Origin of the sequence: Cupriavidus sp. OV096 (genome assembly GCF_900115455.1) — a bacterium.
Classification (GTDB): domain Bacteria; phylum Pseudomonadota; class Gammaproteobacteria; order Burkholderiales; family Burkholderiaceae; genus Cupriavidus.
The window spans coordinates 22,602-48,494 of the sequence record NZ_FOWM01000001.1 but is presented as its reverse complement, the minus strand read 5'-3'; the positions used below and the strand labels follow the sequence as shown (position 1 = coordinate 48,494).

The window sequence follows — 25,893 nt, the reverse complement described above, 5'->3', positions numbered from 1 at the left end:
CAAAAGTAAAAGATCAAGTGACCCGGTGCGACTTTGCCGCACTGCAACGACTGACTACAATCGGATGCATTCAACGGTGTACAGGCCCATTCAGTCCCTCCATGAACAAGATCCGCGCGGTGGTGTTCGATGCCTACGGCACGCTGTTCGACGTGTATTCGGTCACGGCGCGCGCAGAGCAGTTGTTTCCCGGCAAGGGAGAGGCCCTGGCGCTGTTGTGGCGCGAACGCCAGATCGATTACACGCGGTTGCGCACCATGGCCGCGCCGGACGGCGCGCTGTACAAGCCGTTCTGGGCGCTGACCGTGGATGCGCTGCGCTACGCCGCGGAGCGCCTCGGGCTGAAGCTGGACGAGGCCACCGAGGCGCAACTGCTCAAGGAGTACGCCTGCCTTTCGGCCTTCCCCGAGAACCTCGGCGCGCTCAAGCGGCTGCGCCGCGCGGGGCTGCCGCTGGGCATCCTGTCGAATGGCAACCCCGAGATGCTCGACATCTCGGTCAAGAGCGCAGGCATGCACGGGTTGTTCGACCACGTGCTGTCGGTCGATGCGGTGCGCCAGTACAAGACCGCGCCGGCCGCCTACGCGCTGGGGCCGCAGGCCTTCGACCTGCCCGCCGGCGACATCGCCTTCGTGTCCTCGAACGGCTGGGACGCGTGCGGCGCCACCTGGTATGGCTACAAGACTTTCTGGATCAACCGTGCCGGCCACCCGGCGGAGCGCCTGGACGTGGCGCCCACCGGCACCGGGCACGACATGAACGACCTGCTGGCCTTCCTCGCCGCCTCCGGCGTCGCGGTCTGACGGACGGGTCCACCCAACAACACACCATCGCACACACAGGAGAAGACTGATGGCTATCACGCTGCCCGCGGGCATGAAGATTACCGGCGACATCCTGCCGGCCTACGAAGACATCCTCACGCCGGAAGCCCTGGCCCTGGTCGACAAGCTGCATCGCGCCTTCGAGCCGCGCCGCCAGGAACTGCTGGCCGCCCGCGTGGCGCGCGCCAAGCGCCTGGATGCCGGCGAACTCCCGGACTTCCTGCCGGAGACCAAGAGCGTCCGCGAAGGCGAATGGAAGGTGGCACCGGTGCCGCAGGCGCTGGAGTGCCGTCGTGTGGAAATCACCGGTCCGGTGGAAGCCAAGATGGTGATCAACGCCTTCAACTCGGGCGCTGACAGCTACATGACGGACTTCGAGGACTCCAACACCCCGAACTGGCACAACCAGATGCAGGGCCAGGTGAACCTGAAGGCCGCCGTGCGCCGCACGCTGACGCTGGACTCCAACGGCAAGCACTACAAGCTCAACGACAAGATCGCCACGCTGCAGGTGCGCCCGCGCGGCTGGCACCTGGAAGAGAAGCACGTCACCATCGACGGCAAGCGCATCTCGGGCGGCATCTTCGACTTCGCACTGTTCCTGTTCCACAACGCCCGCGAGCAGATCGCGCGTGGCGCCGGCCCGTTCTTCTACCTGCCGAAGATGGAAAGCCACCTGGAGGCCCGCCTCTGGAACGACATCTTCGTGATGGCCCAGAACGAGATTGGCCTGCCGCAGGGCACGGTCAAGGCCACGGTGCTGATCGAGACCATCCTGGCCGCGTTCGAGATGGAGGAAATCCTCTATGAACTGCGCGACCACAGCGCTGGCCTGAACGCCGGCCGCTGGGACTACATCTTCTCGTGCATCAAGAAGTTCAAGGTGGACAAGGACTTCTGCCTGGCAGACCGCGCCAAGGTCACGATGACCGCGCCGTTCATGCGCGCCTACGCGCTGCTGCTGCTGAAGACCTGCCACAAGCGCGGTGCGCCCGCGATTGGCGGCATGAGCGCCCTGATCCCGATCAAGAACGATCCGGAAAAGAACGCCATCGCCATGGAAGGCATCATCAGCGACAAGCGCCGTGACGCTACCGATGGCTACGACGGCGGCTGGGTGGCCCACCCGGGTCTGGTCGCGCCGGCGATGAAGGAATTTGTGGAAGTGCTCGGCGACAAGCCGAACCAGTTCGAGAAGCAGCGTCCGGACGTGAACGTGAAGGGCGCCGACCTGCTCGACTTCAAGCCCGAGGCCCCGATCACCGAGCACGGCCTGCGCATGAACATCAACGTGGGCATCCATTACCTGGGCGCCTGGCTGGCCGGCAACGGCTGCGTGCCGATCCACAACCTGATGGAAGATGCCGCCACGGCCGAGATCTCGCGCTCGCAGGTCTGGCAATGGATCCGCTCGCCGAAGGGCAAGCTGGAAGACGGCCGCAAGGTGACCGCCGAGCTGGTGCGCGCGCTGATTCCGGAAGAACTGGCCAAGGTGAAGGCACTCGTGGGTGGCGATACCAGCACTTATGATCGCGCCGCGCAGATCTTCGAGGAAATGTCGACGTCGGAAGACTTCGCCGAATTCCTGACGCTGCCGCTGTACGAGGAAGTCTGAGTTTCTTCAGGCTTGCAATGAAAAACCCCACGGTTCGCGCCGTGGGGTTTTTTGTTTGTGGCTGGCTCGTGGGTCAGGGGCCCGCCACGGCGCCGTAGCCCCGGCCCCGCCATTCGATGAAGCACAGGCCATGGCCGAACGGGTCGGACAGGCGGGCCTGCCGGCCCCAGTCGAAGTCCTGCGGCCAGTCCTCGATCTCGGCGCCGGCGCCCAGCGCGCGCTCGATGGCCGCTTCGAGGTTTTCCACCACGAAGTCCAGGTGCACGGGGGTCCAGTGCCGCGCGTAGTCGCGCCGCGCATCGGCCCGCGCCGTGGCCACCGTGCCGGCCTCCTTGGCCAGCAGGTAGATCGGCGCGCAGGCGCCGTGCATTTCCGCCACGCTGTTGTCGAACAGCCGGCGGCCCAGCCGCAATCCCAGTCCTGCTTCGTAGAAGCCGATGCCGTGTTCGAGGTCATCGACGTCGATATTGATCAGCAACTCCATGCCAGCCTCCTGCTTCAAGAGCGTTCTCGGGCGTGGCGGCGGCCAGTGTCGGTTCGTGCTTTTCCACTTCTGTCCGCTCCTGACGGCTCCTGACGCCTTCCTTGCCCGGGCCAGCATTGTGCGCCGGCACTCCTGACAATAGCTGTCAGGAGTGATGCCAGTCCGGACAGGATCATCGATGCGCTGCATGGCGGCTATGAGATGACTCTGAAAACGAAAGCGCGGACCGCCGCGGCGCGCAAGGAGCCTTCATAATATGGACATTCACGAGATTGGAGAGTCAAGTTGCGTTTTGAACACCTGGTGGAGATCAATGACCCAGGCAATCCCACGCTGGAGCCGCTGACCGCTGAACAGCTGTGGCAGGGCCTGGTGCTGCGGGCCGAGTCGCCCGAGTTGTTCGTCCTGGGGCTGGAGCGCGCCGAGGTATTGGCGCGGGGCGATGGCTGGCTGGACCGCGTGCTGCATTTCGGAAAGACGTCGATACAGGACCGCGTGGTATTCGAGCCACGGCGCGCGGTGCGCTATGAGACTGCGGCCACGGCCGAGCATGCCGGCGGCAGGCTGTCGATGAGCATCGAGACCCCCGCGCCGGGCGCGCTGCTGGTGCGTTTCATCTATGAAACGACCCTGCCCGACACGGATGACAGCGGCGACGACCGCTATGCGGAGATCGTCAAGTCGGCATACCACGAGGCGGACCTCGACACGGTGCGCAAGATCCGGGAGATCGCTCACACCGGGCGGCTCGGGTGACGGGCTCGCAGCCGGCCGGCGGGCCGACACGCGCCGTGCTGCGCGCCCGCTATGGCGAGCGCCTGCGCTGGCTGATCCTGGTCACGCTGATGCTGGGCACGATGTCGTCCATCGTGTCCTCGACCATCGTCAACGTGGCCGTGCCGGACCTGAGCCGGCATTTCCACCTTGGCCAGGAGCGCGCGCAGTGGGTGGCGGCCAGTTTCATGATCGCCATGACGCTGTCGATGCTGCTCACGCCGTGGCTGCTGAACCGATTCGGGCTGCGCCGCACCTTCGTCGGCAGCCTGTTGCTGCTGGGCGCGGGCGGGCTGATTGGCGGGTTTTCGCCCACCTTCGGCGTGATGCTGGCCATGCGCGTGGCCGAGGGCATCGCGGCCGGCATCATGCAGCCGCTGCCCAATATTTTCATCCTGCGCGTGTTCGAAGAACGCGAGCAGGGCAAGGCGCTGAGTCTGTTCGGCTTCGGCGTGGTGCTGGCGCCAGCCATCGGCCCAAGCGTGGGCGGCTTCCTCGTGGAGACCTTCGGCTGGCGCTCGATCTTCTTCGTGGTGGTGCCGCTGACCCTCATCGGCCTGTGGATGGCGCGCCGCTATATGGCCGTGGACTCGGCGATGATCGGCGAGCGGAAGGCACTCGACTGGCGCGGGCTGGCGCTGGCCGGCGTGGCCACCGTGACGCTGCTCAACGGGCTGGTGGAAATGCGCGAGAACGTGCCGGCCGGACTGGCGCTGGCCGGGCTGGGCGTCTTGCTGCTGGCGGGCTTCGTGGTCTGGCAGCTGCGCGCGCCCGAGCCGCTGATGGATATGCGGCTCTACAGCTACCGCCAGTTCTCGGCCGGGGCCGTGGTGGCGTTTATCTATGGCGCCGGGCTGTTCGGTTCCACCTACCTGCTGCCGGTCTACATGCAGATGGCGCTGGCCTATACGCCGTCGCAGGCGGGCATCGTGCTGATGCCGGCCGGCATTGTGCTGGCGGTGACGATTGCGGTGGCGGGGCGGCTGACCAACTACATCTTGCCGCACCGGCAGGTGTCGTTCGGGCTGGCGCTGCTGGCGGCGTCGTTCCTGCTGATGGCCACCGGGTCGATGGCCACGCCTTACCTGCTGCTGGTGCTCTATGCGGTGATTGGGCGGATCGGGCTCGGCTCCATCCTGCCGTCGCTGACGCTCGGGTCGATGCGCGGGGTGGATTTCTCGCTGATCGCCCAAGGCTCGAGCTGCATCAATTTCCTGCGGCAGCTTGGCGGGGCGATCGGGGTGAGTCTGGCGGGGGTGGGGCTGCAGTGGCGGCTGGCGGAGCACGGCGCGGTGCTCGGGCCGGGTGGCGATCCGGTCGCCCGGATCGCGGCATTCGATGAGACCTTCCTGGCCGTGGGCGTGGTGATCGCCACGGCGATCCTGGCCGCGTGGCGTATCCGGCCGAAGCCGATGCCGGTCGGGGCAGGGGCCTAGCGGGGGCTTAGCTGGCGGTGCCTGCCAGCAGTTCGCCGACCAGTTCGACGTATTTCTGCTTGGCGTCGTCCTGGCTGGTGCCCTTGAGGGCTTCCCAGGCTTCGAACTTGTAGCGGCCGACGAAGTCGGTCATGCCGGGCTTGTCGCCGTGGGCGTCGCCCTCGGCACCCTGCTTGTAAAGCGCGTAGAGGCGCAGCAGCGTCATATTGTTGGGACGCTCGCTCAGGGTCTTGACGTCGATTAGGGCCTGGTCGAAGCGGGCCTGCAGGTCGCTCATGGTGTCTCCGGGTAATGAGTGGGCGTAGAAGTGCGATGATAGCCGCCGCGCCGCGCCGTTTGCGGCGGAAAAACCGAAGAAGCCCTCGGTCCGCGCGCGGCGGCACGGTCTGTCGCGCACGGTGCCGGCGTGCCTGCCAATACAGCTTTGGCCGCGCTCCGGATACAATCGCGCCATGTCCTGGATTCTTGCTGTCGAGACCTCCACCGAGTGGTGCTCCGTCGCACTGGGGCGCGCCGCCACTGACGGCGCCCTCGAGTGTTTCTCCCGCCATGAGCATACGGGCGCGCGGTCGTCTGCGCGCGTGCTCCCGGCCGTGGCCGAAGTGCTGGCCGAGGCCGGCATCACGCTAGCCGACTGTGCCGCCATCGCGTTTGGCGCCGGCCCCGGCTCGTTCACTGGCCTGCGTACCGCCTGCGGCGTGGCCCAAGGGCTCGCCTTCGGCGCTGATCTGCCGGTAATTCCCATCAATGTATTGACGATGTGCGCGGAAAGCGTCCGATCCGGCACTTCATCGTTGCCGGCGGACACGCGCGTGCTGGTTGCGCTCGACGCCCGCATGGACGAGACCTATGCCGCCACGTTCCGCTGGGACGCCGCCGCAATGGAGTGGTCGATGGAGGGCCCGGTGCAGGTGGGACCGCCCGAAGCCGTGGCGCAGCCCGATGGCGCGTTCTGGCTCGCCGGCAATGGTTCGACCGTGTTTGGCGAACGGCTCCAGGTGGCCGCGCAGGCCGGCCGCGTAATGCCCGAAGCCATGCCGGACGCCCGCGCCGCGGTGGCCATCGGCCTGCGGGCGCTGGCGCGCGGCGAGACCATCGACGCTGCCGACGCCATGCCGATCTATGTGCGCAACAAGGTTGCCCACACCATCGTGGAGCGCGAGGCGATTGCCGCCGAGAAAGCTGATAAAGCCGCCAAGGCCGCGAAGGCCGCCGCAGGGGAGGCCGCGTGAGCGCCGCGCTGCTGCCCGAGTCGCCCCAATGGCCGGCCGTGCCGGTCATGCCCGAGCTGGGCGATGGCTGGACGCTCGGCCGCATGAGCGCGCTGGACCTGCACGCCGTGGCCGATATCGAGCAGCGCGCCTACAGCCATCCCTGGACGCGCGGCAATTTTGAGAATTCCCTGAAATCGGGCCATATCGGCCTGACGCTCCGTGATCCAGCCAATACGCTGGTCGGCTATGCCGTGTTGATGCCGGTGGTCGACGAAATGCACCTGCTCAATATCACCGTGGACCCGCGCCGGCAGCGGCAGGGCCATGGCCGGCTGCTGCTGGCTGTGGCGCTGGCCACCGCCCATGCCCACAACCTCGGCACCATGCTGCTGGAAGTGCGCCCGTCCAATGTGGGCGCGCTGACGCTGTACGAGGAAGCCGGGTTTGCCGAGATCGGCCGCCGCAAGGGCTACTATCCGGCCACGGCCAAGGGGCGCGAAGACGCGCTCGTGCTGCGCCGGGCCTGGCACGAAGGCAAGGAGTCCGCATGAATCGCCGCGCGCAGTTCCTCGAAGTGCTCGGCATCCCGTCGGAATGGGTGCCGCGCCGGTTGGCTGGGGCGCCTGTAGAGGCCGAAGCCGACGTCGAGGTCGAAATCGAGGTCGCCACGGTAGCCGTGGCCGAAATCGAACCCGAAGTCGACGTGGTGATGACCACCCCGGCCGCCACCCCGCGCCCCGTGGTGATCGAAGCCCTGTCGCCGCCGCCGCAACCCGCCGTGCAGGATGAGGCCGCTCTGGCCCGGGACGCCGCCATCGCCGCCATGGACTGGGCGGCGCTGGAAGCCGCCGTGGCCGAGTGCACCGCCTGCGGCCTGAGCGACACCCGCACCAATACGGTCGTCGGCGTGGGCGACCGCCGCGCCGAATGGATGCTAGTGGGCGAGGCCCCGGGCGAGAATGAAGACCTCCAGGGCGAGCCGTTCGTCGGCCAGGCCGGCAAGCTGCTCGACAACATGCTCGGCGCGCTGGGCCTTGCGCGCGACCGCAATGTCTTTATCGCCAATGTGCTGAAGTGCCGCCCGCCCGGCAATCGCAATCCGGAGCCGGAGGAGGTGGCGCACTGCGAGCCGTTCCTGCGCCGCCAGATCGCGCTGATCCGGCCGAAGGTGATCGTGGTGCTGGGGCGTTTCGCGGCGCAGTCGCTGCTGCGCTCGACGACGCCCATCGGCAAGCTGCGCGGCACCGTGCACCAGTACGAGGGGATTCCCGTGGTGGTGACCTATCATCCGGCTTACCTGCTGCGCACGCTGACCGACAAGGCGCGCGCATGGGAAGACCTGTGTCTGGCCCGCGAGGTACACGACCGTGCGGGAGCTGAAGCCTGATCCCGCGCAGGCCATCCGCCCGGGCGGGCCGGTAGCAGCCGGCGCCGACGGGCCGGCGCCCCTGTGGCGCACCGCCGCGTCCCAGCGGGTGCGCGATCTCGCGTGGTGCTCGCTCTCGCCGCCGCTGCTCTCGCACCTGCCGGCTGGCTACGGCGCCGGCGCCGCGTTGGCCTACTGGCCGCCCGGCGCGCAGGCCGCGTGGCAGCGCTGGCTGGAGGGCGCCGACCCCGCCACACTTCCCGAAACCATCGCCGAACTGAGCGGCCACCCGGACCCCACGGGTAGCCGCAGCCTGCGCCTGGGCCGCCATGCCGAGCGGCTGCTCCACTTCGCGTTGCATCGGGCCGATGGGATCGAACTCGTCGCCGCCAATGTGCCGATCCGGCGCGCCAACGGCCATGGCATCCAGACGCTGGGCGAACTGGACGTGATCTGGCGCGATCCCGCCAGCGCGCAGACCGTGCACTGGGAGATGGCGGCCAAGTTCTACCTGATGGTGGATGGACAGCCGGGCACGCCACCCGACCGCCGCAACTTCGTCGGCCCCAATCTCGTCGATCGGTTAGGGGACAAGCTCGACCATATCGTCGGCCGTCAGCTGCCGCTGGGCCGCGCGGCCGAAGCGCAGGCGGTGCTCACCCATCCCATCGACCGCAGCGAGGTCTACCTGCTGGGCTGGCTGTTCTATCGCGATGGCCGCCTGCCGGCCGGGCTCGATACGCTGGGCATCGCGCCCGATCACCTGCACGGCTGGTGGTCCACGCTGGAGGACTGGGCCGCGCGGGCGCAGGCCCACCCGGCGGCGGCCACCACGCGCTGGTGCCGGCTGCCGCGCGCGGACTGGCTCTCGGGCGCGCGGGTGCCCGAGTCGCAGACGGAGTCCGCCGCCGCGTTGCACACCGCGCTGGCGCAACGCTTTGCCGATCCGCACCAGGCGCATAGCTGGCGGCGTGAAGCCCCGGTGATGGTCTGCGAACTGGCGCCCGCCGGGCCCGAGCAGCCCGGCATCTGGCAGGAACGCTCGCGCGGCTTCGTGGTGCCGCCGGGGTGGCAGGCGCGCGCCGCCGAGCGGGCCACTGCCGACAAATCCCCTCCCGCACCCGCCTCTCGCTAATCCATTCCGGCCTCCGCACCGCACCGCGATACTTCCCCTCACGCTGCATCGAAACGTCCGATCCGGACGTCGCGACGAAGGGGGATGGCAGATGTCGGACATCGAGAAGGTCAAGACGCTCCACTGGCTCACGGACCCCGAGTGGTTCCACAAGGCCGGACTCGACAAGGGTCTCGGCCATGACCGCCAGCATCTCGGCGTGGTCCTGGCGGCGGGCGGCGAGCTGACGATCAGCCAGATCGACATGGATTTCATGGGCGAGCTGACACTGCGCCTGCTCAACAGCGACGGCCGCACCGAGCGCGTGTTCAGTTTCGGCGAAATGCCACTTACGATCACGGCGCACACCGCCTCGGTGCCGTTTATCGAGACCCCGTACCTCGGCGGCGGCACACCGCCCACGGTCTGGTACACCTGCTCGCCAACCAGCAAGACGCTCCCCGTGTTCGAAGCTGGCGGTGCGGAATCCCCATTTTTTGCGACGTGGGACCAGCAGGCGGCCGAATTCGCGCTGATCCAGTCGCGCTACGTCCGGATGCTGGTGCCCGAGGCCGACAAGCCCATGCTCAGGACCTTGCCGGGCGGCCTCGCCGCACTGACGGCGTACTACGACAACGTGGTTTCCACCTTCAACGCGCTGTGTGGCATAGCGTTCGATCCCGAACGGGCGACGGATCTCAACATCCGCAACCAGTTCTTCATCAAGGCCGATGCGGAGGGCAGCGGCAGCGCCTACTACGGCCCCGCGTGGGCCGCATCCACCTCGGCGTCCATGACGGCGGACTGGTTCGCCGGCCTGCGCACCAATTGGACCCCGCTGGAAACGCTGGGCCACGCCTACCTCGGCACCTTCATGGCGGCTGGCTCGGTCAGCTTTCTCGAGGTCTGGAACAAGCTGTATGCCGCCACCTGGCAGGACAACGCGCTGGGCGCCGCGGTGCACACCGATGGCTGGCTCTATCAGGACGAGGTGGCCCTGTTCAGCGGCGTGATCGGCCGGATCACGAGCGGTACGCCGCTGCAGGAGTGGAGCATGCGCGAGAAGCTCTACTTTTTGATGCTGCTCAAGTACAAGGCTGGCAACACGGCGTTTGCCAGCTTCAACCGGCAATACCGGACCTATGCCAACGCGCTGCCGTTGCCGCCGATCGCGCCGCCCGTGATCGACATGATGGCCGAGGTTTATGCCGCCGAGGCCGGGGTGGATGTGGCGCCATTCATCGGCATGGTGGGCGCCAGGATGGCGTCGGTACGGACGGTGCTCAATATGTTCAGCGACGCGCGCGCGGTGTACCCGCTCTATGCGCTGGTCAGCGCGGCCAGCCTGGTCCCGGCGCAGGAGGCGCTCCATGCGGCGTCGCCGCTGCAACTGGTGGACCCGGCGGAGATGCGCCGTACTGGCCTGCGCGGCAGCGTGACGCTGCAGTTTGCCATCGACCAGTTCGTGCAGATCTACGACGAACCGCTGTTCGTGATGGAAGGGCCGAGGGAGGTGTCCTCGGCACGCATCATCGCCACCGGGGTGACGTTCGCCGATTTGCCGGTTGGCGTGTACACGTTGCGCCCACCCACCGGCAAGAATCGTAAATATGCGATTGACTCGGCCTACCTGATTGTGAAGGAGGGCACCAGCACGCAGGCGCTGGCCTATCTCTTCAAGCAGGCGTCCGCCATCGTCACGCAGACCTTCATGCTGTTGGGGGCGGATAACGGCCTGTACGGCACGATCCGCGTGGACGCGCCCACGCGCCAGATCATCGTGGACCTGTTGAGCAACCCCAATACCGCGTTCATGGATACCGTCTACATCGGCGTCACGATCCGGACGGCCGATGGCGATCCGGTCTATCAGCGGGACTTCCACGGCAACCACCCAGCCCCGGAGCATGCCGACATTCCGTTCGAGGTCGGCTATCGGATCGAGGTGCGCCATGAGGAGCCATCGCGGCTGCGGGTGCTGCCGGCCGCCCCCGGACTGATTCGGCCGCAGGCGACCAACGACTTCGTGATCACGGCGCACGGGCTCGAGAACCTGCAGGCGATGAACAGTCCGGTGGCGGACCTGTCGTTGCGCATTGCGGAAGCGGCGGCACTGGTGCGGGAGCGCCTGCCGATTGCCACGGCGCCCTATGCCACGGTCAAGGATGACATCTACCTGGCCGTGATGGCGCTGCCGGAGCCGGCGCGCGCCCAGGCGGTGGCCGACTACGCCGACGTGATGTCCCTGCAGAACACGGCGCCGGGCACCAATATCGGAAACAATTTCGTCGTCTCGCTGAAGGGCATCAGCAATTGGACGTTCTTCACCATGACGCTCGACCTGGTTCGTCTCGAAGTGCGCTTCCAGACCTTCAGCGGCAAGCCGCACAGCTATTTTGGGAGTACTTACGGCTACGTCAGCTTTCGCGACGCGGACGGCCAGGAATTGTTCTCCTATGACTTCATCGGCGACCTGACCGTGACCGCCATGGTCCGCACGTTTCCGCTGTCCCGCTACGGTGGCGAGCAGTTCTACTCGTTCAAGGAGGAACTGGGTCAGCGCTACACCATCGAGAACAGGATGCAGGGCGTCACGTGGAACGGGTTGGCCAATACGATGCTGGACCTGCCCGGCAACGGCGTGGTGATGACGGCCACGGCATCGGAAATCTCTCAAACGCCGTCCGTGCGGGGCAACATGTTCACGTGGAATCTGCTCGGTAATGCGGATCAGCCGGTCGCCACGCTGGAACTGGACCTGGTGATCAATGTGCTGAGACTGACGCTACACGCTGCCGTGCCGAATCCCGGCGTGCCGGCGGTCTATATCAGCATCGGCGTGGCAAACCGCTACGGCGATCCCGTCTATGACATCGCCATGCCGGGGAATGCCGCGGTGTCCGCCGATAACCAGTTCTTCCCGCTGCAGAAGGGCTATACGGTCACGGTCTTCCACCAGGACCCCACGCGCTCCCAACTGATCAACGCAGAGACGTCGGCGCGGACCACCGTGGCGGCCACGGCGCGCTACCAGACCATGCCGCGCGGCTTGCGGGCGGTGGCGTGACGCGCCGTCGCCTCCGATTGCATCCTTCACGAGGTATCCAAGATGGCGGAAATCCTACAGACCAAGTCCGTGTACACGCTTCAGGATCCGGGATGGATTCGCAAGGCGGGGTTGCGGAAAGGGCTTGATCACGACAAGCAGGCGCTCGGCATCATCCTGCCGACTGGTGCCACGCTCCGGCTCCGGCAAGTATCGCCCGACTTCACTTCGTCGGTAATGGTGACATGCGCCAGCGACGGCACGATCCCGGCGCAGTGGGTGGGAGTGGGTAATGCGTGGGTCAATGTCACCATGAACGCGGTGCGCGTCCCGTTTGTCGTGACGCCCTATGTGGCAGGCACCCCTCTGATCGAGTTTGCCTTCCCCTCGACGAGCAAAATGCTGCCGATCTATCGGGCGGGCAATGCCGAGGCGCCATTCTTTGCCACCTGGGACGCGCAGGATGCCGAGTTTGGCCTGATCGAGGGCGACTATATGTACATGCTGGTGCCGGCGCGGGACAAGGCCGTGCTGCGGGCCTATCCCGGCGGTCTCAATGCGCTGGGTGCGTACTACCAGGACATGTTGACCTCCTTCAATGCCCTGATGGGGGTGTCATTCCAACCCCAGCGGCCCACGGATCTCAACGTCAGGAACCACTACTACCTGGCGGCCGATGACATCGCATCGGATGCCGAACCTGCCTACTATGGCCTACGCGTGGCCGCCACGACGTCGGCGTCGGTCGCGCCGGTCTGGCTCGACAACCTGCCGACCAGCTGGAATGCGCCCAATGTCATCGCTGGCGGCTATCAGCGCCGCTTTTCCGAGCAGAATGTGGCCGATCCGGATTCCGTATGGGGCAATGTTTTTGCGGCCACCTGGCAGGACTTCGTGATGGGCGCCAACGTCTACACCCAGGGTTGGCTCTACCAAGGGGCGCCGGCGTTCTTCGCGAGCGTGATGGCGCTGCTCCGCAGCGGCACGCGGTATGAGTCCTGGGATGTCCGGGCGCAGGTCTATCTGGTGATGCTGCTGAAGTACAAGGCTGGCGATGCCTCGATCACCCGCCTGAACCAGCAGGATCGGATCCATATGAACACGTCGCCCTCGCCGGCGGTGCGGCCGGCCGGGTTCGATGAGATGGCTGCCGCCTGCGCCGAACGTTGCGATGTGGATGTTGCGCCATTTCTCGCGCTGGCCGGCGCGCCGGTGACGCCGCTGCGCGCCATGCTCAACGCCTTCAGCCACGCCCGCGCGGTCTATCCGCTCAGCGAACTGGTCACGGCGGAGACGCTGCCGACAGTGCAATCCGCGCTGCATCTCGACTCGCCGCTGCGCCTGGTCGATACCGTGGAGCTGCAGGGTACCGGCGTCACGGGCAGCCTTTCCCTGCGGTTCGTGATCGACGAATTCAAGCAGATCTACGGCGAACCGCTGATGCTGATGGAGGGCGCCCGGGAGGTGCTCCACGTTCCGGTCCGCGCGCCGGAAATGATCCTGGACAACCTGCCGATTGGCGCTTATACGATCCGGCCACCGACGGGCAAGAACCGCAAATACCTGGTGGATGCCGACTATCTGGTCGTCAAGGAACAGACGGCCAGCCAGTCGCTGACATACACCTTCAAGCAGGGGTCGGGCACGATTTCCCAGACGCTGGTGCTGCTCGGTTCCTCTCGCGATGTAAGCGGGACAATCCGCGTCGACTTCACCACCATGCAGGTGCGCATCGATATCAAGGCCCAGCCGCTCGATGCCTTGGGCACGGGGTTCTACGCCGCGATCGGGGTGAAGAACGGCGTGGGAGCCTACGTCCTTGCATGCGAGATTAGCGGCCAGGCCGCGGCGCCGTTTCACCGCGCCGCGGCCTTCGAGATCGGCTATCAGCTTGAGGTGCACGTGGCGTATGCCAACCTGCTGGCCGTCGAGCCCCCCACGCCCGGCTTGCTCCTGGACCAGCAGAGTCACTTGCTGACGATCACGGCGCTGGGTCTGCAGAACGCGGCGGCCAGCAACGATCCCGAAGCGGATCTGCTGGCGCGCATCGCCGCCGGCGCGACGATCGTGCGCGACCACCTGCCGATCGCCCATGCGCCTTACGCCCAGTTGAAGGACGACCTCTACCTGGCGGTCATGGCGCTGCCGCCGGCGGCCCGCACCGCGGCGCGGCGCGAGTACATGGACGTAATGTCCACCTTCAACTTCGAACCGGATGCCTACGTTGGCAACCTCTTCACCCTCAAGATGAAGGGCATCAGCGACTTCCAGTTCTGTACCGTGACGATCGACCTGGCGGCGCGGGAGATCCGCTTTCAGATCGTTGGCGGGAAGCCGCACTATTACTTTTCGGATACCTACGGCTATGTCAGTTTCTCCGACGTCACCGGCAATGAATTGTTCTCATATGACTGTATCGGCACATTGAATTCGACCGCCATGAACGTGATCTTCCCGTTGTCCCCCTATGGCGGCGAGCGGTATTACTCGTTCAAGGAGGAGGCGAACATTGGCCGCTATCCGATCGAAAACGTGATGCAGGGGCAGGTCAAGGCCGGGGTAAAGAACATGGTGGCCGAGGTGCTTGCCGATGGCCTCATCACCTATGCGTCAGCATCCGAGATCGCGGTGGTGCCGACCGTGCGCGGGAACATGTTCCTGTGGTCGCTGTTCGACGGTGCTGGCAATCCGGTGGCGACGTTGAACCTCAGCCTGGTCTTCAATACGCTGACGGTTTCCGTTTCCGCCGGGACGCACGAAGGGGGATTGCGCGTCAGCGTGCATGTGGAGGATAAGTATCAGCAGGTGGTCTACGACCTGGATGTCCATGGCGGGGCGCCGGTGGCCCCCGAGACTTCCACCTTCTCGTTGCAGAAGGGCTATACGGTCACGGTGTTCCACAGCGATCCGACCCGTTCCCAGTTGGTCAACACGGAAACCAATGCACGGACCGTGGTCGGCGAGACCGCGCGCTACCAGACCATGGCGCGCGGCCTGAAGGCGCTGCCAGCATGAAAAACGCCCCGCCGGCGCAGGCCGGGCGGGGCGTTTCCTGTTTCGCTGCCCGCGCGCGGGTCAGTGGTGCTTGTCCTCGCCGATCATCGCCAGCGAGTTGTGCATCTTGATGTTGTGCTTGTGCAGGCGCATGACCAGCAGCATGGTGGCCGAGATGAACAGGCCCAGCGCCACGATCACGAAGCCGATCGGCACATTCAGCTTGATGAGCAGCGCGTAGAGGCACAGCATCAGCAGAACTGAAACATTTTCGTTGAAGTTCTGGACGGCGATCGAGTGCCCGGCGGACAGCAGCACGTGCCCGCGATGCTGGAGCAGGGCGTTCATCGGCACCACGAAGTAGCCCGACATGGCTCCGACGATCATCAGGAACACATAGGCGATGGCCATGTAGAGCGGCATGGGATAACCCAGCACGTTCAGCATCACGGCCGGCATGGCGTCCTTGGTGTAGAAGGCCATGATCATGACGGTGATCCCCATCGCCACGCCGAACGGCAGCACCGACAGCGAGCGGCGCAGCGGGATCCGGGCGGCGGCCATGATCGCGCCGACCGCCACACCCACCGCCACCACGGCCTGGAGCAGGGCGCCCTGGGACAGGTTCAGCCCCAGCGACTTCTCCGCCCACTTGAGCACGATGAACTGCAAGGTGGCGCCCACGCCCCAGAACAGCGTGGTCACGGCCAGCGAGATCTGGCCCAGCTTGTCGCGCCACAGCGCGATGAAGCAGTCGCCGAACTCGGCAATCAGCTTCACCGGGTTCTTTTCCTGTTGCGGGTAGCGCGCGCCGGTCTCCGGGATAAACACGTTGAACACCGACGCCACGACGTAGAAGAACATGATCACCACCATGGCCGCCTCGGCCGGGGTGTTGATGCCGGTGTCCACGTAGGGGATGTCGAAGCGGAGCAGGATGTCCGAGATATGGACCGAGATCAGCGCGCCGCCCACCACGGTGCCGAGGATGATCGAACTCACCGTGAGCCCCTCGATCCAGCCGTTGGCCATCACCAGCTTCTCGGGCGGCAGCAGCTCGGTCAGGATGCCGTACTTGGCCGGCGAGTACGCGGCGGCGCCGAAGCCCACCACGCCGTACGCCAGCAGCGGGTGCAGCCCGAACATCATGATCGCGCAGCCGACGATCTTGATGGCGTTGGTGATCAGCATGACCTTGCCCTTGGGCATGGAGTCCGCGAAGGCCCCCACGAAGGCCGCCAGCACCACATAGGACAGCACGAAGAACAGCTTCAGCAGCGGGGTCATCCACTGCGGGGAATGCAATTCGGTGAGAAGGGCGATGGCGGCGATGAGCAGCGCATTGTCGGCCAGCGACGAAAAGAACTGCGCGGCCATGATCGTGTAGAAACCCTTCTTCATACCTTCGACTTTGTCTCCATCGCGGACGCCCGGCGCGGCGGGCAGGGGCACGCCGACCGGCAACATCGCGGCTTGTAGGGAACCTGGCGCGACGGCCTTGTCAAAGTGGGGCGGTTGCGCAACTTTCGCGCGCCTTTCGGCTTGCCTGACCGTCATTGACATATTGCTTCTCTTTTAAAACATGGCCGGAGCGTCCGGCTTTATATCACGAAACCACGACATTTCAGCACTCCGGCGGACCCGCGTTTTGACAGGAACCCGCCTTCCGGATTCCCTGAGGTGGGCGCCGGTTGTGTTCAAATATCGCCTGCGCGATGTTGCCCCGCATGTGCCGGCCGCTCCGTATTCCAGCGCACTTTCGCGTCATGCGCGTGGCGGTGCCGGCACAGTGTATGCAACATCAACGCCCGATTGCAGCGGGTTGCCGTCCGGGTCTTCCCTGATCCGGTGCATGCGGGGACGCAACCTGCACCCTTAGCCAGACCATGCCAAGACCCATACACGCAGTCATCCACCAGCCCGCGCTGGCCAACAACCTGGACGTGGTGCGCCGCTACGCGCCCCAATCCCACATCTGGGCGGTGGTCAAGGCCAACGCCTACGGCCACGGTATCCGGCGCGCCTTTGCGGGCATGCGCGGCACCGACGGCTTCGGGCTCCTCGACCTCAACGAGGCCGTGCTGCTCCGCGAACTCGGGTGGCAGGGGCCGATCCTCTTGCTAGAGGGATTCTTCCAACCGCAGGATGTTCCCCTGTTGGAACAATATCGCCTCACGACAGCCATTCATTGCGAGGAACAACTGCGCATGCTCGAGGTGGCCCGGCCCCGGGGGCCGCTGGCGATCCAGCTCAAGCTCAACACCGGCATGAACCGGCTCGGCTTCCGGCCGGAGGCCTATCGGACCGCCTGGGAACGTGCGCGCGGACTCTCCTGTGTGGGCAGTATCGTGCACATGACGCATTTCTCGGATGCCGACAGCGCGCGGGGCATCGCGCACCAGATCGAGGCCTTCGACACCACCACGGCCAATTTGCCGGGCGAAGCCAGCCTGTCCAACTCGGCCGCCGTGCTCTGGCACCCGCAGGCGCACCGCGCCTGGGTGCGGCCGGGGGTGATCCTGTACGGCGCGTCGCCCACGGGCGTGGCGGCGGATATCGCTGATACCGGCCTGCAGCCGGCCATGTCGCTGCACAGCGAACTGATCGCCGTCCAGGACCTGCAGCCGGGCGATACGGTCGGCTATGGGTCGATGTTCACGGCCGACCGCGCGATGCGCATCGGCATCGTGGCCTGCGGCTATGCCGATGGCTACCCGCGCCACGCGGCCGGCTGGGGCGACCGCCCCGCGCCGGTGCTGGTCGATGGCACGCGCACCACGCTGGTCGGCCGGGTCTCGATGGACATGGTCTGCGTGGATCTCACGCCCTGCCCGAAGGCCCGTGTCGGCACATCGGTCACGCTCTGGGGCCAGGGCCTGCCGATCGACGAGGTGGCGGCGGCCAGCGGCACCGTCGGCTATGAGCTGATGTGCGCGCTGGCGATGCGCGTACCCTGCACGGTGGCCACGCTGACCACGGCCGACGCCCCGGCCTGACCCGCGCCTGACCGCCGCTGACCCTCTCCCAGAACAAGGACGCCGTTTGGCCAAGACCAAGACTGTCTATTCCTGCACCGAGTGCGGCGGCACCACGCCGCGCTGGGCCGGGCAGTGCCCGCAGTGCAACGCCTGGAACACGCTCGTGGAATCCGTGGCGGATTCCGGGTCCAGCGCCGCCCGGCGCTTCCAGCCGCTGGCCAACTCGGCCGTGGTGCGCAAGCTGTCCGAGATCGACGCGGCTGACGTGCCGCGCTTCACCACCGGCATCGATGAGTTCGACCGCGTGCTCGGCGGCGGGCTGGTCTCGGGCGGCGTGGTGCTGATTGGCGGCGACCCCGGCATCGGCAAGTCCACGCTGCTGCTCCAGACGCTGGCCAACCTGGCCGGCCAGCGGCGCGTGCTCTATGTGAGCGGCGAGGAGTCCGGCGCCCAGATCGCCCTGCGTGCCCAACGGCTGGGCGTGGATGCCCCCGCACTGGGCCTGCTGCCCGAAATCCAGCTCGAGAAAATCCAGGCCACGCTGGAGGCCGAGCAGCCCGAAGTGGCCGTGATCGACTCGATCCAGACCCTGTATTCGGAGGCGCTGACCTCGGCGCCCGGCTCGGTGGCGCAGGTGCGCGAGTGCGCGGCGCAACTGACGCGCATCGCCAAAAGCACCGGCATCACCATCATCCTGGTCGGCCATGTGACCAAGGAGGGCAGCCTGGCCGGGCCGCGCGTGCTGGAGCACATCGTCGATACGGTGCTGTACTTCGAAGGGGACACCCATTCGTCGCACCGGCTGATCCGCGCCTTCAAGAACCGCTTCGGTGCGGTCAACGAACTGGGTGTTTTTGCGATGACCGAGCGCGGCCTGCGCGGCATCAGCAATCCTTCGGCGCTGTTCCTCTCGCAGCACGAGGAATCGGTGGCGGGCTCGTGCGTGCTGGTCACGCAGGAGGGCACCCGGCCGCTGCTGGTAGAGGTGCAGGCGCTGGTCGATACCGCCAACGTGCCCAATCCGCGCCGGCTGGCGGTGGGGCTGGAGCAGAACCGGCTGGCGATGCTGCTGGCCGTGCTGCACCGGCACGCGGGCATTGCCTGCTTCGATCAGGACGTGTTCCTGAACGCCGTGGGCGGAGTCAAGATCACCGAGCCGGCCGCCGATCTGGCGGTGCTGCTGTCGATCCATTCGTCGATGCGCAACAAGCCGCTGCCGCGCGGGCTGGTCGTGTTCGGCGAAGTGGGGCTGGCTGGCGAGATCCGCCCGAGCCCGCGCGGGCAGGAGCGGCTCAAGGAAGCCGCCAAGCTCGGCTTCACGATGGCGGTGATCCCGAAGGCCAACGCGCCGAAGCAGAAGATCGAGGGTATCGAGGTGATTCCCGTGGATCGCCTCGAACAAGCCATCGACCGCGTGCGGCACCTGGACTGACGGGCCAAGGCCGGGGGGAACGAGCATGGCAGACGCAGCAGACACCCTCGATGGCAGCGCCAGCCTGGCCAAGGCCAAGCGCTCCCAGGCCGCCTATCAGGCGCTGCGCGACGACATCTTCGCCTTCCGCCTCCTGCCCGGCGATCGGTTCACCGAGAACGATGTGGCGGAGCGGCTGGGCATCTCCCGCACGCCCGTGCGCGAGGCGCTGCACCGCCTGCAGGGCGATGGGCTGGTGCGCGGCTACTACCGCAACGGCTGGGAAGTGGTGCCGCTGGATCTGGCCCGCTTCGAAGCGCTCTACGAGTTGCGCACCCTGCTGGAGACCCACGCGGTAACGCGGCTGTGCCGGCCCGAGGCCCCGCATCAGGCGGCCCTCGCGGCGCTGGTGCGGCAGCTTGGCGCGATCTGGCGCGTGCCCGTCGCCCGGCGGCTGGCCGATGGCAACGCCGTGGCGCAACTGGACGAGGCCTTCCACCTTGCCATCGTCGATGCGGCCGGCAATCCCGAGTCGGCGGCGGTCCACCAGCAGGTGACGGACCGCATCCGCATCATCCGCCGGCTCGACTTCGCCTTCGGCACGCGGATTTCGCTGACGTACGACGAACATTCGGCCATTCTCGACGCCCTGGAAGCCGCCGATGGCGCCCGCGCCGTGGCGCTGCTCTCCACCCATATCGAAGATGGCCGTGCCGAGGTCAGCCGGCTGACCACCGAGCGGCTCGAGCAAGCCCGCACCAGCCTTGTGCGCCCCGCGCCGGCCCAGACCCCGAACGCACCCGTCCGGCGCAGGCGCTTCGGCTGACTCCCGCCTTTCCCATTCCGCTTTCCACGTGACCATCCACCCGCCAGCCCCGTGCTGACGCGGGCTTGAGACGTTTCTTATTAGGCGAGCGTGCCCGGGCGCACGTGGTGGCACGCCTATTGCGATCCTTCTGCACAGGAAATTTATGTATACATAAATCGCAGGAGTCGCGGAGCGTGGCATTTCATCTCAATCCGATCCGGGGTAGCCGGGGCATGGCCGTGGCGCCGCACGCGCTGGCGTCGCAGAGTGCGCTGGCCGTGCTGCGCGAGGGCGGCAACGCCGTCGAGGCGATGGTCGCCGCCGCCGCCACCATCGCCGTGGTCTATCCCCATATGAATAGCATCGGCGGCGACAGCTTCTGGCTGATCTCCCGCCCCGGCGAGGCGCCGCGCGCCCTGGACGCCTGCGGCGCAGCGGCCGGCGATGCCACCATCGCGCGCTATCGGGAGGCCGGCTTCCAGGCCATTCCCACGCGCGGCGGCATGGCGGCGAACACCGTCGCCGGCACGGTGTCCGGCTGGCAGGCGGCGCTGGCGTGGTCGCACGACGCGCTGGGCGGGCGCCTGCCGCTCTCGCGGCTGCTGGCCGATGCCATCGACTATGCCCGCGTGGGCGTGCCGGTCACGCAGAGCCAGTCGGCCTGCGTGGCCGCCAAGGCCGCAGAACTGGCCGATGTGCCGGGCTTCGCTGAGACATTTCTGATCGACGGACGCGCTCCGGCGGCGGGCACGCGCTTCCGCCATCCGCGTCTGGGCGCCACGCTGGAGCAACTGGCGCAGGCCGGGCTCGATGACTTCTATCAGGGCGATCTGGCACAGATGCTGGCCCGCGAACTCGGCAACGCGGGCAGTCCGCTGACGCTGGCCGACCTGCGCGCGCACCGCGCCACTTGGAAAGCGCCCCTGGCGCTGGCCCATTCACGCGGCACGGTCTACAACATGCCGCCGCCCACGCAGGGGCTGGTGTCGCTGCTGATCCTCGGTCAACTGGACCGCCTGCTGGCGCCCGGCATGGACCCGCTCGGCCCGGACTTCGTCCATGCCTGCGTGGAGGCCACCAAGCAGGCGTTCCACGTGCGCGACCGGCATATCACCGATCCCGCCTATATGGAGATCGATCCACTGGACCTGCTGGCGCCGCCGTGGCTCGATGCCGCCGCCGCGCGCATCCGCCCGGACGCGGTGCTGCCGTGGGGGCAGGGCATGGGGCCGGCGGACACGGTCTGGATGGGCGTGATCGATGGTAGCGGCGTGGCGGTGAGCTTTATCCAGAGCATTTATCACGAGTTCGGCAGCGGCATCGTGCTACCGGGCACCGGCGTGAACTGGCAGAACCGGGGCTGCAGCTTTTCGCTCGATCCGACTGCGCGCAACCCGCTGATGCCGGGGCGCAAGCCATTCCACACGCTGAATCCGGCCATGGCGCGCCTGAACGACGGCCGCACGCTGGTCTACGGAAACATGGGCGGCGACGGCCAGCCGCAGTCGCAGAGCGCGGTGTTCTCGCGGATCGTCCATTTCGGCATGAACCCGCAGGCCGCCATCGACGCACCGCGCTGGCTGCTCGGCCGCACCTGGGGCCAGACCAGCGACACCCTCAAGCTCGAATCGCGCTTTCCCGATGCCACGCAGCAGGCGCTGCACCGCCTGGGTCATGACGTGGAGGTGCTGGGGCCATACGACGAAACCATGGGCCACGCCGGCGCCATCGTGCTGCAGGCCGATGGCCTCTACCAGGGCGGCAGCGATCCGCGTAGCGATGGCGGCGTGGCGGCCTGGTAGGGCGGGGGTCGCAATTTACTGAGTTCCAACCTGCGCGAGCCCGCCATGACGAATGCGTGGCCGCGTGTCTTCCTCGAAGTTCCTGTCTCAAGGAGTGGTGCAAATGCGTACCGTTGCTGATAACGCGGCCCTCGGCGTGCCGCAGGCCATGCCGCTGGCGCGCACGCGCTGGCTGCAACTGTTGCTGGGTCTCGTCTGCATGATGGCGATTTCCAGTCCGCAGTATGTCTGGACCCTGTTTACCAAGCCGCTGGCGGCCAAGCTGGGGGTGCCGCTCTCGGAGTTGCAGGTCACCTTCTCGCTGCTGATCGTGCTGCAGACGTTCTTTTCGCCGTTCCAGGGCGCGCTGATCGAGCGCTTCGGGCCACGCCGGCTGATCGCGGCCGGCACGGTGATGGCCGGGCTGTCGTGGGTGCTGGCCGCCTCGGCCCAGAGCGTGGGCATGCTGTACCTGACCTATGGCGTGGTCGGCGGCCTGGGCACGGGCATCGTCTATATCGGCGTGGTGGGGCAGATGGTGCGCTGGTTCCCGGACCGGCGCGGGTTTGCCGTCGGCATGGTCGCGGCCGGCTACGGCATGGGCGCCATCGTCACCACCTTCCCGATTGCTTCGGCCCTGGCCGGCAAGGGGCTGGAGACCACGCTGTGGCAGTTCGGCCTGATTTTCGCGGTGATCGGCTTCCTGGCTTCGCAGGGGCTGCGCGCCCCGGCGCCGGGCGAGCGGCTGCCGGTGCGCGCGTCGTACACGCCCTCCAACGTGGTGGACATGCCGACCCGTCAGATGCTCAAGATGCCGCTGTTCTGGCTGCTGTTCCTGATGATGACGATGATGTCCACGTCAGGGCTGATGGTCACCTCGCAGATGGCCGCCTTCGCCAAGGACTTCGGGGTGTCCAACGCGGTGGTCTTCGGCATGGCCGCGCTACCGCTGGCGCTGACCATCGACCGGCTCACCAACGGGCTGACGCGACCGATGTTCGGCTGGATTTCCGACCGCTGGGGTCGTGAAAATACGATGTGCTTCGCCTTCGCGCTGGAGGCCGTGGCGATGACGCTGTGGCTGCTCACGCGCGAGAACGCGGTGCTGTTCGTGCTGCTCTCGGGCGTGGTGTTCCTGGGCTGGGGCGAGATCTTCTCGCTGTTCCCGTCCACGCTGACCGATACCTTCGGCACCAAATTCGCCACCACCAACTACGGCTGGCTCTATATCTCGCAGGGGATCGGCTCGATTTTCGGCGGCCCGCTGGCGGCGCTGATGCATGAGCGCATGGGGAGCTGGATGCCGGTGTTCGGCGTGGCCATCACGCTGGACATCGTCACGGCGGCGCTGGCCATCGCGGTGCTCAAGCCGTGGCGCCGGCGCTATCTGGCGGGCACTTCGGCAGCCGCGGCAGCCTGACCGCGGGCGCTGCGTCAATCCGCCGCGGCGGATTGACAGCGCAATGGCGGGATATCAAGGGGCCGCTGGCAACGGCGGACGGAAAATGGGTAATAATTCGGCTCGACGCCTCTTCCGTCCCGGACCCCCATGCAAGCCAATTCCCGTGCCTACTTCCTGCTGATCGCCGTGCTCTCGTTCGCGATGCTCGGCGCCGCGCTCTACTTCCAGTTCGTGGAGGGCTACCAGCCGTGTCCGCTCTGCATCATGCAGCGCTTCGCCTTCGTCGGCATCGGCCTGTTTTCCCTGCTGGCCGCGCTGGCCCAGAACACGCGCACGCTGTGGCAGGGGCTGGGCATGCTGTCCGGCGTGGCCGGGATCGCGGTGGCGGGGTATCACGTCTCCCTGCTGCTGAACCCGAAGTCCTCGTGCGGCATCGATCCGCTGGAAAACTGGGTCAACGCACTGCCCACCGCGCGCCTGCTGCCCCAGGTGTTCTTCTCGGACGGCCTGTGCACCGCGCCGCTGCCGCCCCTGTTCGGCATCTCGATCCCGGCATGGTCACTGATCTGGCTGGTGATTCTGACGGTGACGCTGGCGGTGGGGCTGATCCGGCGGGAGAAGAATTACCGGTGAGACGCCGGTGAGATCAAACAAAAACGCCACCCTCGGGTGGCGTTTTCACATGTCTTACGCGATCTGTTCGATCTGTTCCTGCAGTTCCAGCCAGCGCTCCTCCAGCTGTTCCAGTTCGCTGGTGACTTCGCCCTGGCGCTTCAGCATTTCCATCAGCCTGGCCTTGTTGGTTTCGGCGTAGCTGGTCTCGTCGGCCATGAAGGCGTCGATGGCGGTTTTGTCGGTGTGGAGCGCGGCCATGCGCTTTTCGACTTTTTCGAGTTCCTTGGTCAGCGGCTTGCGCAGGACGGAGAGACGCTGGCGCTCGTCGGCGTCGGCGCGGCGCTGGTCCTTGCGGTTGACGTTGGCGCCGGCGTCCGCCGCGGCTTCGGAGGCGTGCGCGGCCGTGGCGGCGTTGCGCTTGGCGGCGGCTTGCTGGAGCAGCCAGTCACGGTAGTCGTCCAGGTCGCCATCGAATGGACGGATGGTGCCGTCCGCCACCAGCATGAACTGGTCCGAGGTGGCGCGCAGCAGGTGCCGGTCGTGGGAGACCAGGATCAGGGTGCCTTCGAACTGGGCCAGCGCCATGGTCAGGGCCTCGCGGGTGTCGAGGTCCAGGTGGTTGGTCGGCTCGTCCAGCAGCAGGAAGTTGGGCTTCTGCCAGACGATCAGCGACAGCGCCAGCCGGGCCTTTTCGCCACCCGAGAACGGTTCGATCGGCGCGGTCGCCATGTCGCCCCGGAAGTTGAAGCTGCCCAGGAAGTCGCGCAGCTCCTGCTCGCGCACGTCCGGCGCCAGCCGCGCCAGATGCTGGAGCGGGGAATCGTGGTCGCGCAGGGTTTCGAGCTGATGCTGGGCGAAATAGCCGATCACCAGCCCCTTGCCCAGCCGCAGCGTGCCGTTCATCGGCGCCTGCGTGCCGGCCAGCGTCTTGACCAGCGTGGACTTGCCTTGACCGTTGGCGCCAAGCAGGCCGATGCGCTGGCCGTTCTGGATCGACATCGCCAGGTTGTGCAGGATGGTCACGGGCGGCTCGGCCTCGGCGTACCCGCAATCCACCCCCTCGAGCACCATCATCGGGTTCGGCGCCGAATCGGGCTCGCGGAACTCGAAGGCAAAGCCGGCCGCCACGTGCACCGGCGCCAGCCGCTCCATCTTCTCGAGCGCCTTGACGCGGCTCTGCGCCTGGCGCGCTTTGGTCGCCTTAGCCTTGAAGCGGTTGATGAACGATTCCAGATGCGCGATTTCTTTCTGCTGGCGCGCGTAGGCTGACGACTGCAGCGCCATCTGCTGGAGCCGCAGGGTCTCGAACTGGGTGTAATTGCCGCCATAACGGCGCAACTGCTGGTTCTCGATATGGACCGTGACGTTGCAGATCGCGTCGAGGAACTCGCGATCGTGGGAAATCATCACCAGCGTGCCCGGGTAGCGCGCCAGCCAGTCCTCCAGCCAGACGATGGCGTCCAGATCCAGGTGGTTGGTCGGTTCGTCGAGCAGCAGCAGGTCGGACGGGCACATCAGCGCCTGGGCCAGGTTCAGGCGCATGCGCCAGCCGCCCGAGAACGACGCCACGGGCTGCGTCACCTGCGGCAACGTGAAGCCCAGGCCCAGCAGCAGCGCTTCGGCGCGGGCCGGCGCGGTGTAGCCGTCGGCATCGGCGAAGGCGGCGTGGGCCTCGCCCTCGGCGCTGCCGTCGCCGCTGGCCTGGGCGGCGGCGATGCGCGCTTCGATCTCGCGCAGCCGGGTGTCGCCATCGATCACATAGTCCACGGCGGAGCGGTCAACCGCCGGGGTTTCCTGCGCCACGTGCGCGATACGCCACTGCGCGGGCACGAAGACATCGCCGCCATCCGGGTGCAGCTCGCCCCGCAGCATGCCGAACAGCGTGGACTTGCCGCTGCCGTTGGCGCCGACAAGGCCGACGCGCTCGGCTGGGTTGAGCGTCACGCTGGTGTGGTCGAACAGCACCTTGGTGCCGCGCTGGAGGACTAGCTGGTCGATTCGGATCACGAGGACTGGGAGATAAGGCGAAGA

At 66.8% G+C, this 25,893-nt stretch carries 20 protein-coding genes; 16 read left to right on the top strand and 4 right to left on the bottom strand.

The features are described from left to right. Positions 1–101 precede the first annotated feature (101 nt). Entirely contained in the window at positions 102–803 is a 702-nt protein-coding gene (locus BM115_RS00165; protein ID WP_092289371.1) for a haloacid dehalogenase type II, read from the top strand. Between the two features lie 49 nt (positions 804–852). Continuing rightward, positions 853–2,439: a malate synthase A gene (gene aceB / locus BM115_RS00160; RefSeq protein ID WP_092289369.1), complete on the top strand. Its 1,587-nt coding sequence runs from the start codon at positions 853–855 to the stop codon at positions 2,437–2,439. A 73-nt stretch (positions 2,440–2,512) separates the two neighbouring features. Here the strand turns inward: aceB and BM115_RS00155 are convergent, their stop codons facing one another. Next, a complete protein-coding gene (locus tag BM115_RS00155; protein ID WP_092289367.1) occupies positions 2,513–2,923 on the bottom strand; it encodes a VOC family protein in 411 nt (136 codons plus the stop codon). Between the two features lie 285 nt (positions 2,924–3,208). Here BM115_RS00155 and BM115_RS00150 point away from each other — a divergent pair, with 285 nt between their 5' ends. Together BM115_RS00150 and BM115_RS00145 are read left to right on the top strand one after the other, a co-directional pair. After that, positions 3,209–3,679: an SRPBCC family protein gene (locus BM115_RS00150; protein ID WP_092289366.1), complete on the top strand. Its 471-nt coding sequence runs from the start codon at positions 3,209–3,211 to the stop codon at positions 3,677–3,679. Continuing rightward, positions 3,676–5,133 carry a DHA2 family efflux MFS transporter permease subunit gene (locus tag BM115_RS00145; RefSeq protein WP_255370646.1) on the top strand — a complete coding sequence of 486 codons (1,458 nt, stop codon included), beginning with the start codon at positions 3,676–3,678 and terminating at the stop codon, positions 5,131–5,133. Before BM115_RS00150 ends, BM115_RS00145 begins: the two co-directional genes overlap by 4 nt. Positions 5,134–5,140: 7 nt before the next feature. Here the strand turns inward: BM115_RS00145 and BM115_RS00140 are convergent, their stop codons facing one another. Continuing rightward, on the bottom strand, positions 5,141–5,410 hold the full coding sequence (locus BM115_RS00140) for an acyl-CoA-binding protein (RefSeq protein ID WP_092289362.1): 270 nt from the start codon (positions 5,408–5,410) through the stop codon (positions 5,141–5,143). 175 nt (positions 5,411–5,585) lie between these two features. Here BM115_RS00140 and tsaB point away from each other — a divergent pair, with 175 nt between their 5' ends. The 6 genes from tsaB to BM115_RS00110 all read left to right on the top strand — a co-directional run bounded on the left by tsaB (position 5,586) and on the right by BM115_RS00110 (position 14,888). Beyond that, on the top strand, positions 5,586–6,365 hold the full coding sequence (tsaB, locus tag BM115_RS00135; protein ID WP_092289361.1) for a tRNA (adenosine(37)-N6)-threonylcarbamoyltransferase complex dimerization subunit type 1 TsaB: 780 nt from the start codon (positions 5,586–5,588) through the stop codon (positions 6,363–6,365). Continuing rightward, positions 6,362–6,898: a ribosomal protein S18-alanine N-acetyltransferase gene (rimI, locus tag BM115_RS00130; RefSeq protein WP_369823364.1), complete on the top strand. Its 537-nt coding sequence runs from the start codon at positions 6,362–6,364 to the stop codon at positions 6,896–6,898. The genes tsaB and rimI overlap by 4 nt, the downstream gene beginning before the upstream one ends. Next, positions 6,895–7,734, top strand: a complete 840-nt coding sequence (locus BM115_RS00125) for a uracil-DNA glycosylase (protein ID WP_092289359.1) — start codon at positions 6,895–6,897, stop codon at positions 7,732–7,734. The genes rimI and BM115_RS00125 overlap by 4 nt, the downstream gene beginning before the upstream one ends. Further along, positions 7,715–8,848, top strand: a complete 1,134-nt coding sequence (locus BM115_RS00120) for a DUF1853 family protein (protein ID WP_092289357.1) — start codon at positions 7,715–7,717, stop codon at positions 8,846–8,848. Before BM115_RS00125 ends, BM115_RS00120 begins: the two co-directional genes overlap by 20 nt. Before the next feature lie 91 nt (positions 8,849–8,939). Continuing rightward, on the top strand, positions 8,940–11,894 hold the full coding sequence (locus BM115_RS00115; RefSeq protein WP_092289355.1) for a putative mucin/carbohydrate-binding domain-containing protein: 2,955 nt from the start codon (positions 8,940–8,942) through the stop codon (positions 11,892–11,894). A gap of 42 nt (positions 11,895–11,936) precedes the next feature. Continuing rightward, entirely contained in the window at positions 11,937–14,888 is a 2,952-nt protein-coding gene (locus BM115_RS00110) for a putative mucin/carbohydrate-binding domain-containing protein (protein ID WP_092289353.1), read from the top strand. Positions 14,889–14,948: 60 nt separating this feature from the next. Here the strand turns inward: BM115_RS00110 and lplT are convergent, their stop codons facing one another. Next, on the bottom strand, positions 14,949–16,268 hold the full coding sequence (lplT, locus tag BM115_RS00105; RefSeq protein ID WP_092289351.1) for a lysophospholipid transporter LplT: 1,320 nt from the start codon (positions 16,266–16,268) through the stop codon (positions 14,949–14,951). Between the two features lie 485 nt (positions 16,269–16,753). Here lplT and alr point away from each other — a divergent pair, with 485 nt between their 5' ends. The 6 genes from alr to BM115_RS00075 all read left to right on the top strand — a co-directional run bounded on the left by alr (position 16,754) and on the right by BM115_RS00075 (position 23,880). Continuing rightward, positions 16,754–17,863, top strand: coding sequence for an alanine racemase (gene alr, locus BM115_RS00100; RefSeq protein WP_092289349.1), 1,110 nt, complete (start codon positions 16,754–16,756; stop codon positions 17,861–17,863). Between the two features lie 46 nt (positions 17,864–17,909). After that, complete coding sequence (radA, locus tag BM115_RS00095; RefSeq protein ID WP_092289347.1) at positions 17,910–19,277, top strand: DNA repair protein RadA; 1,368 nt, start codon at positions 17,910–17,912, stop codon at positions 19,275–19,277. Positions 19,278–19,302: 25 nt separating this feature from the next. Beyond that, a complete protein-coding gene (locus BM115_RS00090; RefSeq protein WP_092289345.1) occupies positions 19,303–20,082 on the top strand; it encodes a GntR family transcriptional regulator in 780 nt (259 codons plus the stop codon). A gap of 215 nt (positions 20,083–20,297) precedes the next feature. Next, positions 20,298–21,866: a gamma-glutamyltransferase family protein gene (locus BM115_RS00085; RefSeq protein WP_092289343.1), complete on the top strand. Its 1,569-nt coding sequence runs from the start codon at positions 20,298–20,300 to the stop codon at positions 21,864–21,866. Between the two features lie 103 nt (positions 21,867–21,969). Beyond that, on the top strand, positions 21,970–23,265 hold the full coding sequence (oxlT, locus tag BM115_RS00080; RefSeq protein ID WP_369823363.1) for an oxalate/formate MFS antiporter: 1,296 nt from the start codon (positions 21,970–21,972) through the stop codon (positions 23,263–23,265). Between the two features lie 129 nt (positions 23,266–23,394). Then, positions 23,395–23,880, top strand: coding sequence for a disulfide bond formation protein B (locus tag BM115_RS00075; protein WP_092289341.1), 486 nt, complete (start codon positions 23,395–23,397; stop codon positions 23,878–23,880). A 54-nt stretch (positions 23,881–23,934) separates the two neighbouring features. Here BM115_RS00075 and BM115_RS00070 read toward each other — a convergent pair whose 3' ends face one another. After that, on the bottom strand, positions 23,935–25,869 hold the full coding sequence (locus BM115_RS00070) for an ATP-binding cassette domain-containing protein (RefSeq protein WP_092289339.1): 1,935 nt from the start codon (positions 25,867–25,869) through the stop codon (positions 23,935–23,937). Between the last annotated feature and the right edge of the window lie 24 nt (positions 25,870–25,893).

Bases quoted from the DNA above. Each gene is read 5' to 3' on its own strand.
- tsaB (WP_092289361.1), top strand. From the start codon at position 5,586: ATGTCCTGGATTCTTGCTGTCGAGACCTCCACCGAGTGGTGCTCCGTC.
- aceB (WP_092289369.1), top strand. From the start codon at position 853: ATGGCTATCACGCTGCCCGCGGGCATGAAGATTACCGGCGACATCCTG.
- alr (WP_092289349.1), top strand. From the start codon at position 16,754: ATGCCAAGACCCATACACGCAGTCATCCACCAGCCCGCGCTGGCCAAC.
- lplT (WP_092289351.1), bottom strand. From the start codon at position 16,268: ATGAAGAAGGGTTTCTACACGATCATGGCCGCGCAGTTCTTTTCGTCG.
- BM115_RS00125 (WP_092289359.1), top strand. From the start codon at position 6,895: ATGAATCGCCGCGCGCAGTTCCTCGAAGTGCTCGGCATCCCGTCGGAA.
- oxlT (WP_369823363.1), top strand. From the start codon at position 21,970: ATGCGTACCGTTGCTGATAACGCGGCCCTCGGCGTGCCGCAGGCCATG.
- BM115_RS00075 (WP_092289341.1), top strand. From the start codon at position 23,395: ATGCAAGCCAATTCCCGTGCCTACTTCCTGCTGATCGCCGTGCTCTCG.
- BM115_RS00110 (WP_092289353.1), top strand. From the start codon at position 11,937: ATGGCGGAAATCCTACAGACCAAGTCCGTGTACACGCTTCAGGATCCG.
- BM115_RS00165 (WP_092289371.1), top strand. From the start codon at position 102: ATGAACAAGATCCGCGCGGTGGTGTTCGATGCCTACGGCACGCTGTTC.
- BM115_RS00090 (WP_092289345.1), top strand. From the start codon at position 19,303: ATGGCAGACGCAGCAGACACCCTCGATGGCAGCGCCAGCCTGGCCAAG.
- BM115_RS00140 (WP_092289362.1), bottom strand. From the start codon at position 5,410: ATGAGCGACCTGCAGGCCCGCTTCGACCAGGCCCTAATCGACGTCAAG.
- BM115_RS00155 (WP_092289367.1), bottom strand. From the start codon at position 2,923: ATGGAGTTGCTGATCAATATCGACGTCGATGACCTCGAACACGGCATC.
- BM115_RS00085 (WP_092289343.1), top strand. From the start codon at position 20,298: ATGGCCGTGGCGCCGCACGCGCTGGCGTCGCAGAGTGCGCTGGCCGTG.
- BM115_RS00115 (WP_092289355.1), top strand. From the start codon at position 8,940: ATGTCGGACATCGAGAAGGTCAAGACGCTCCACTGGCTCACGGACCCC.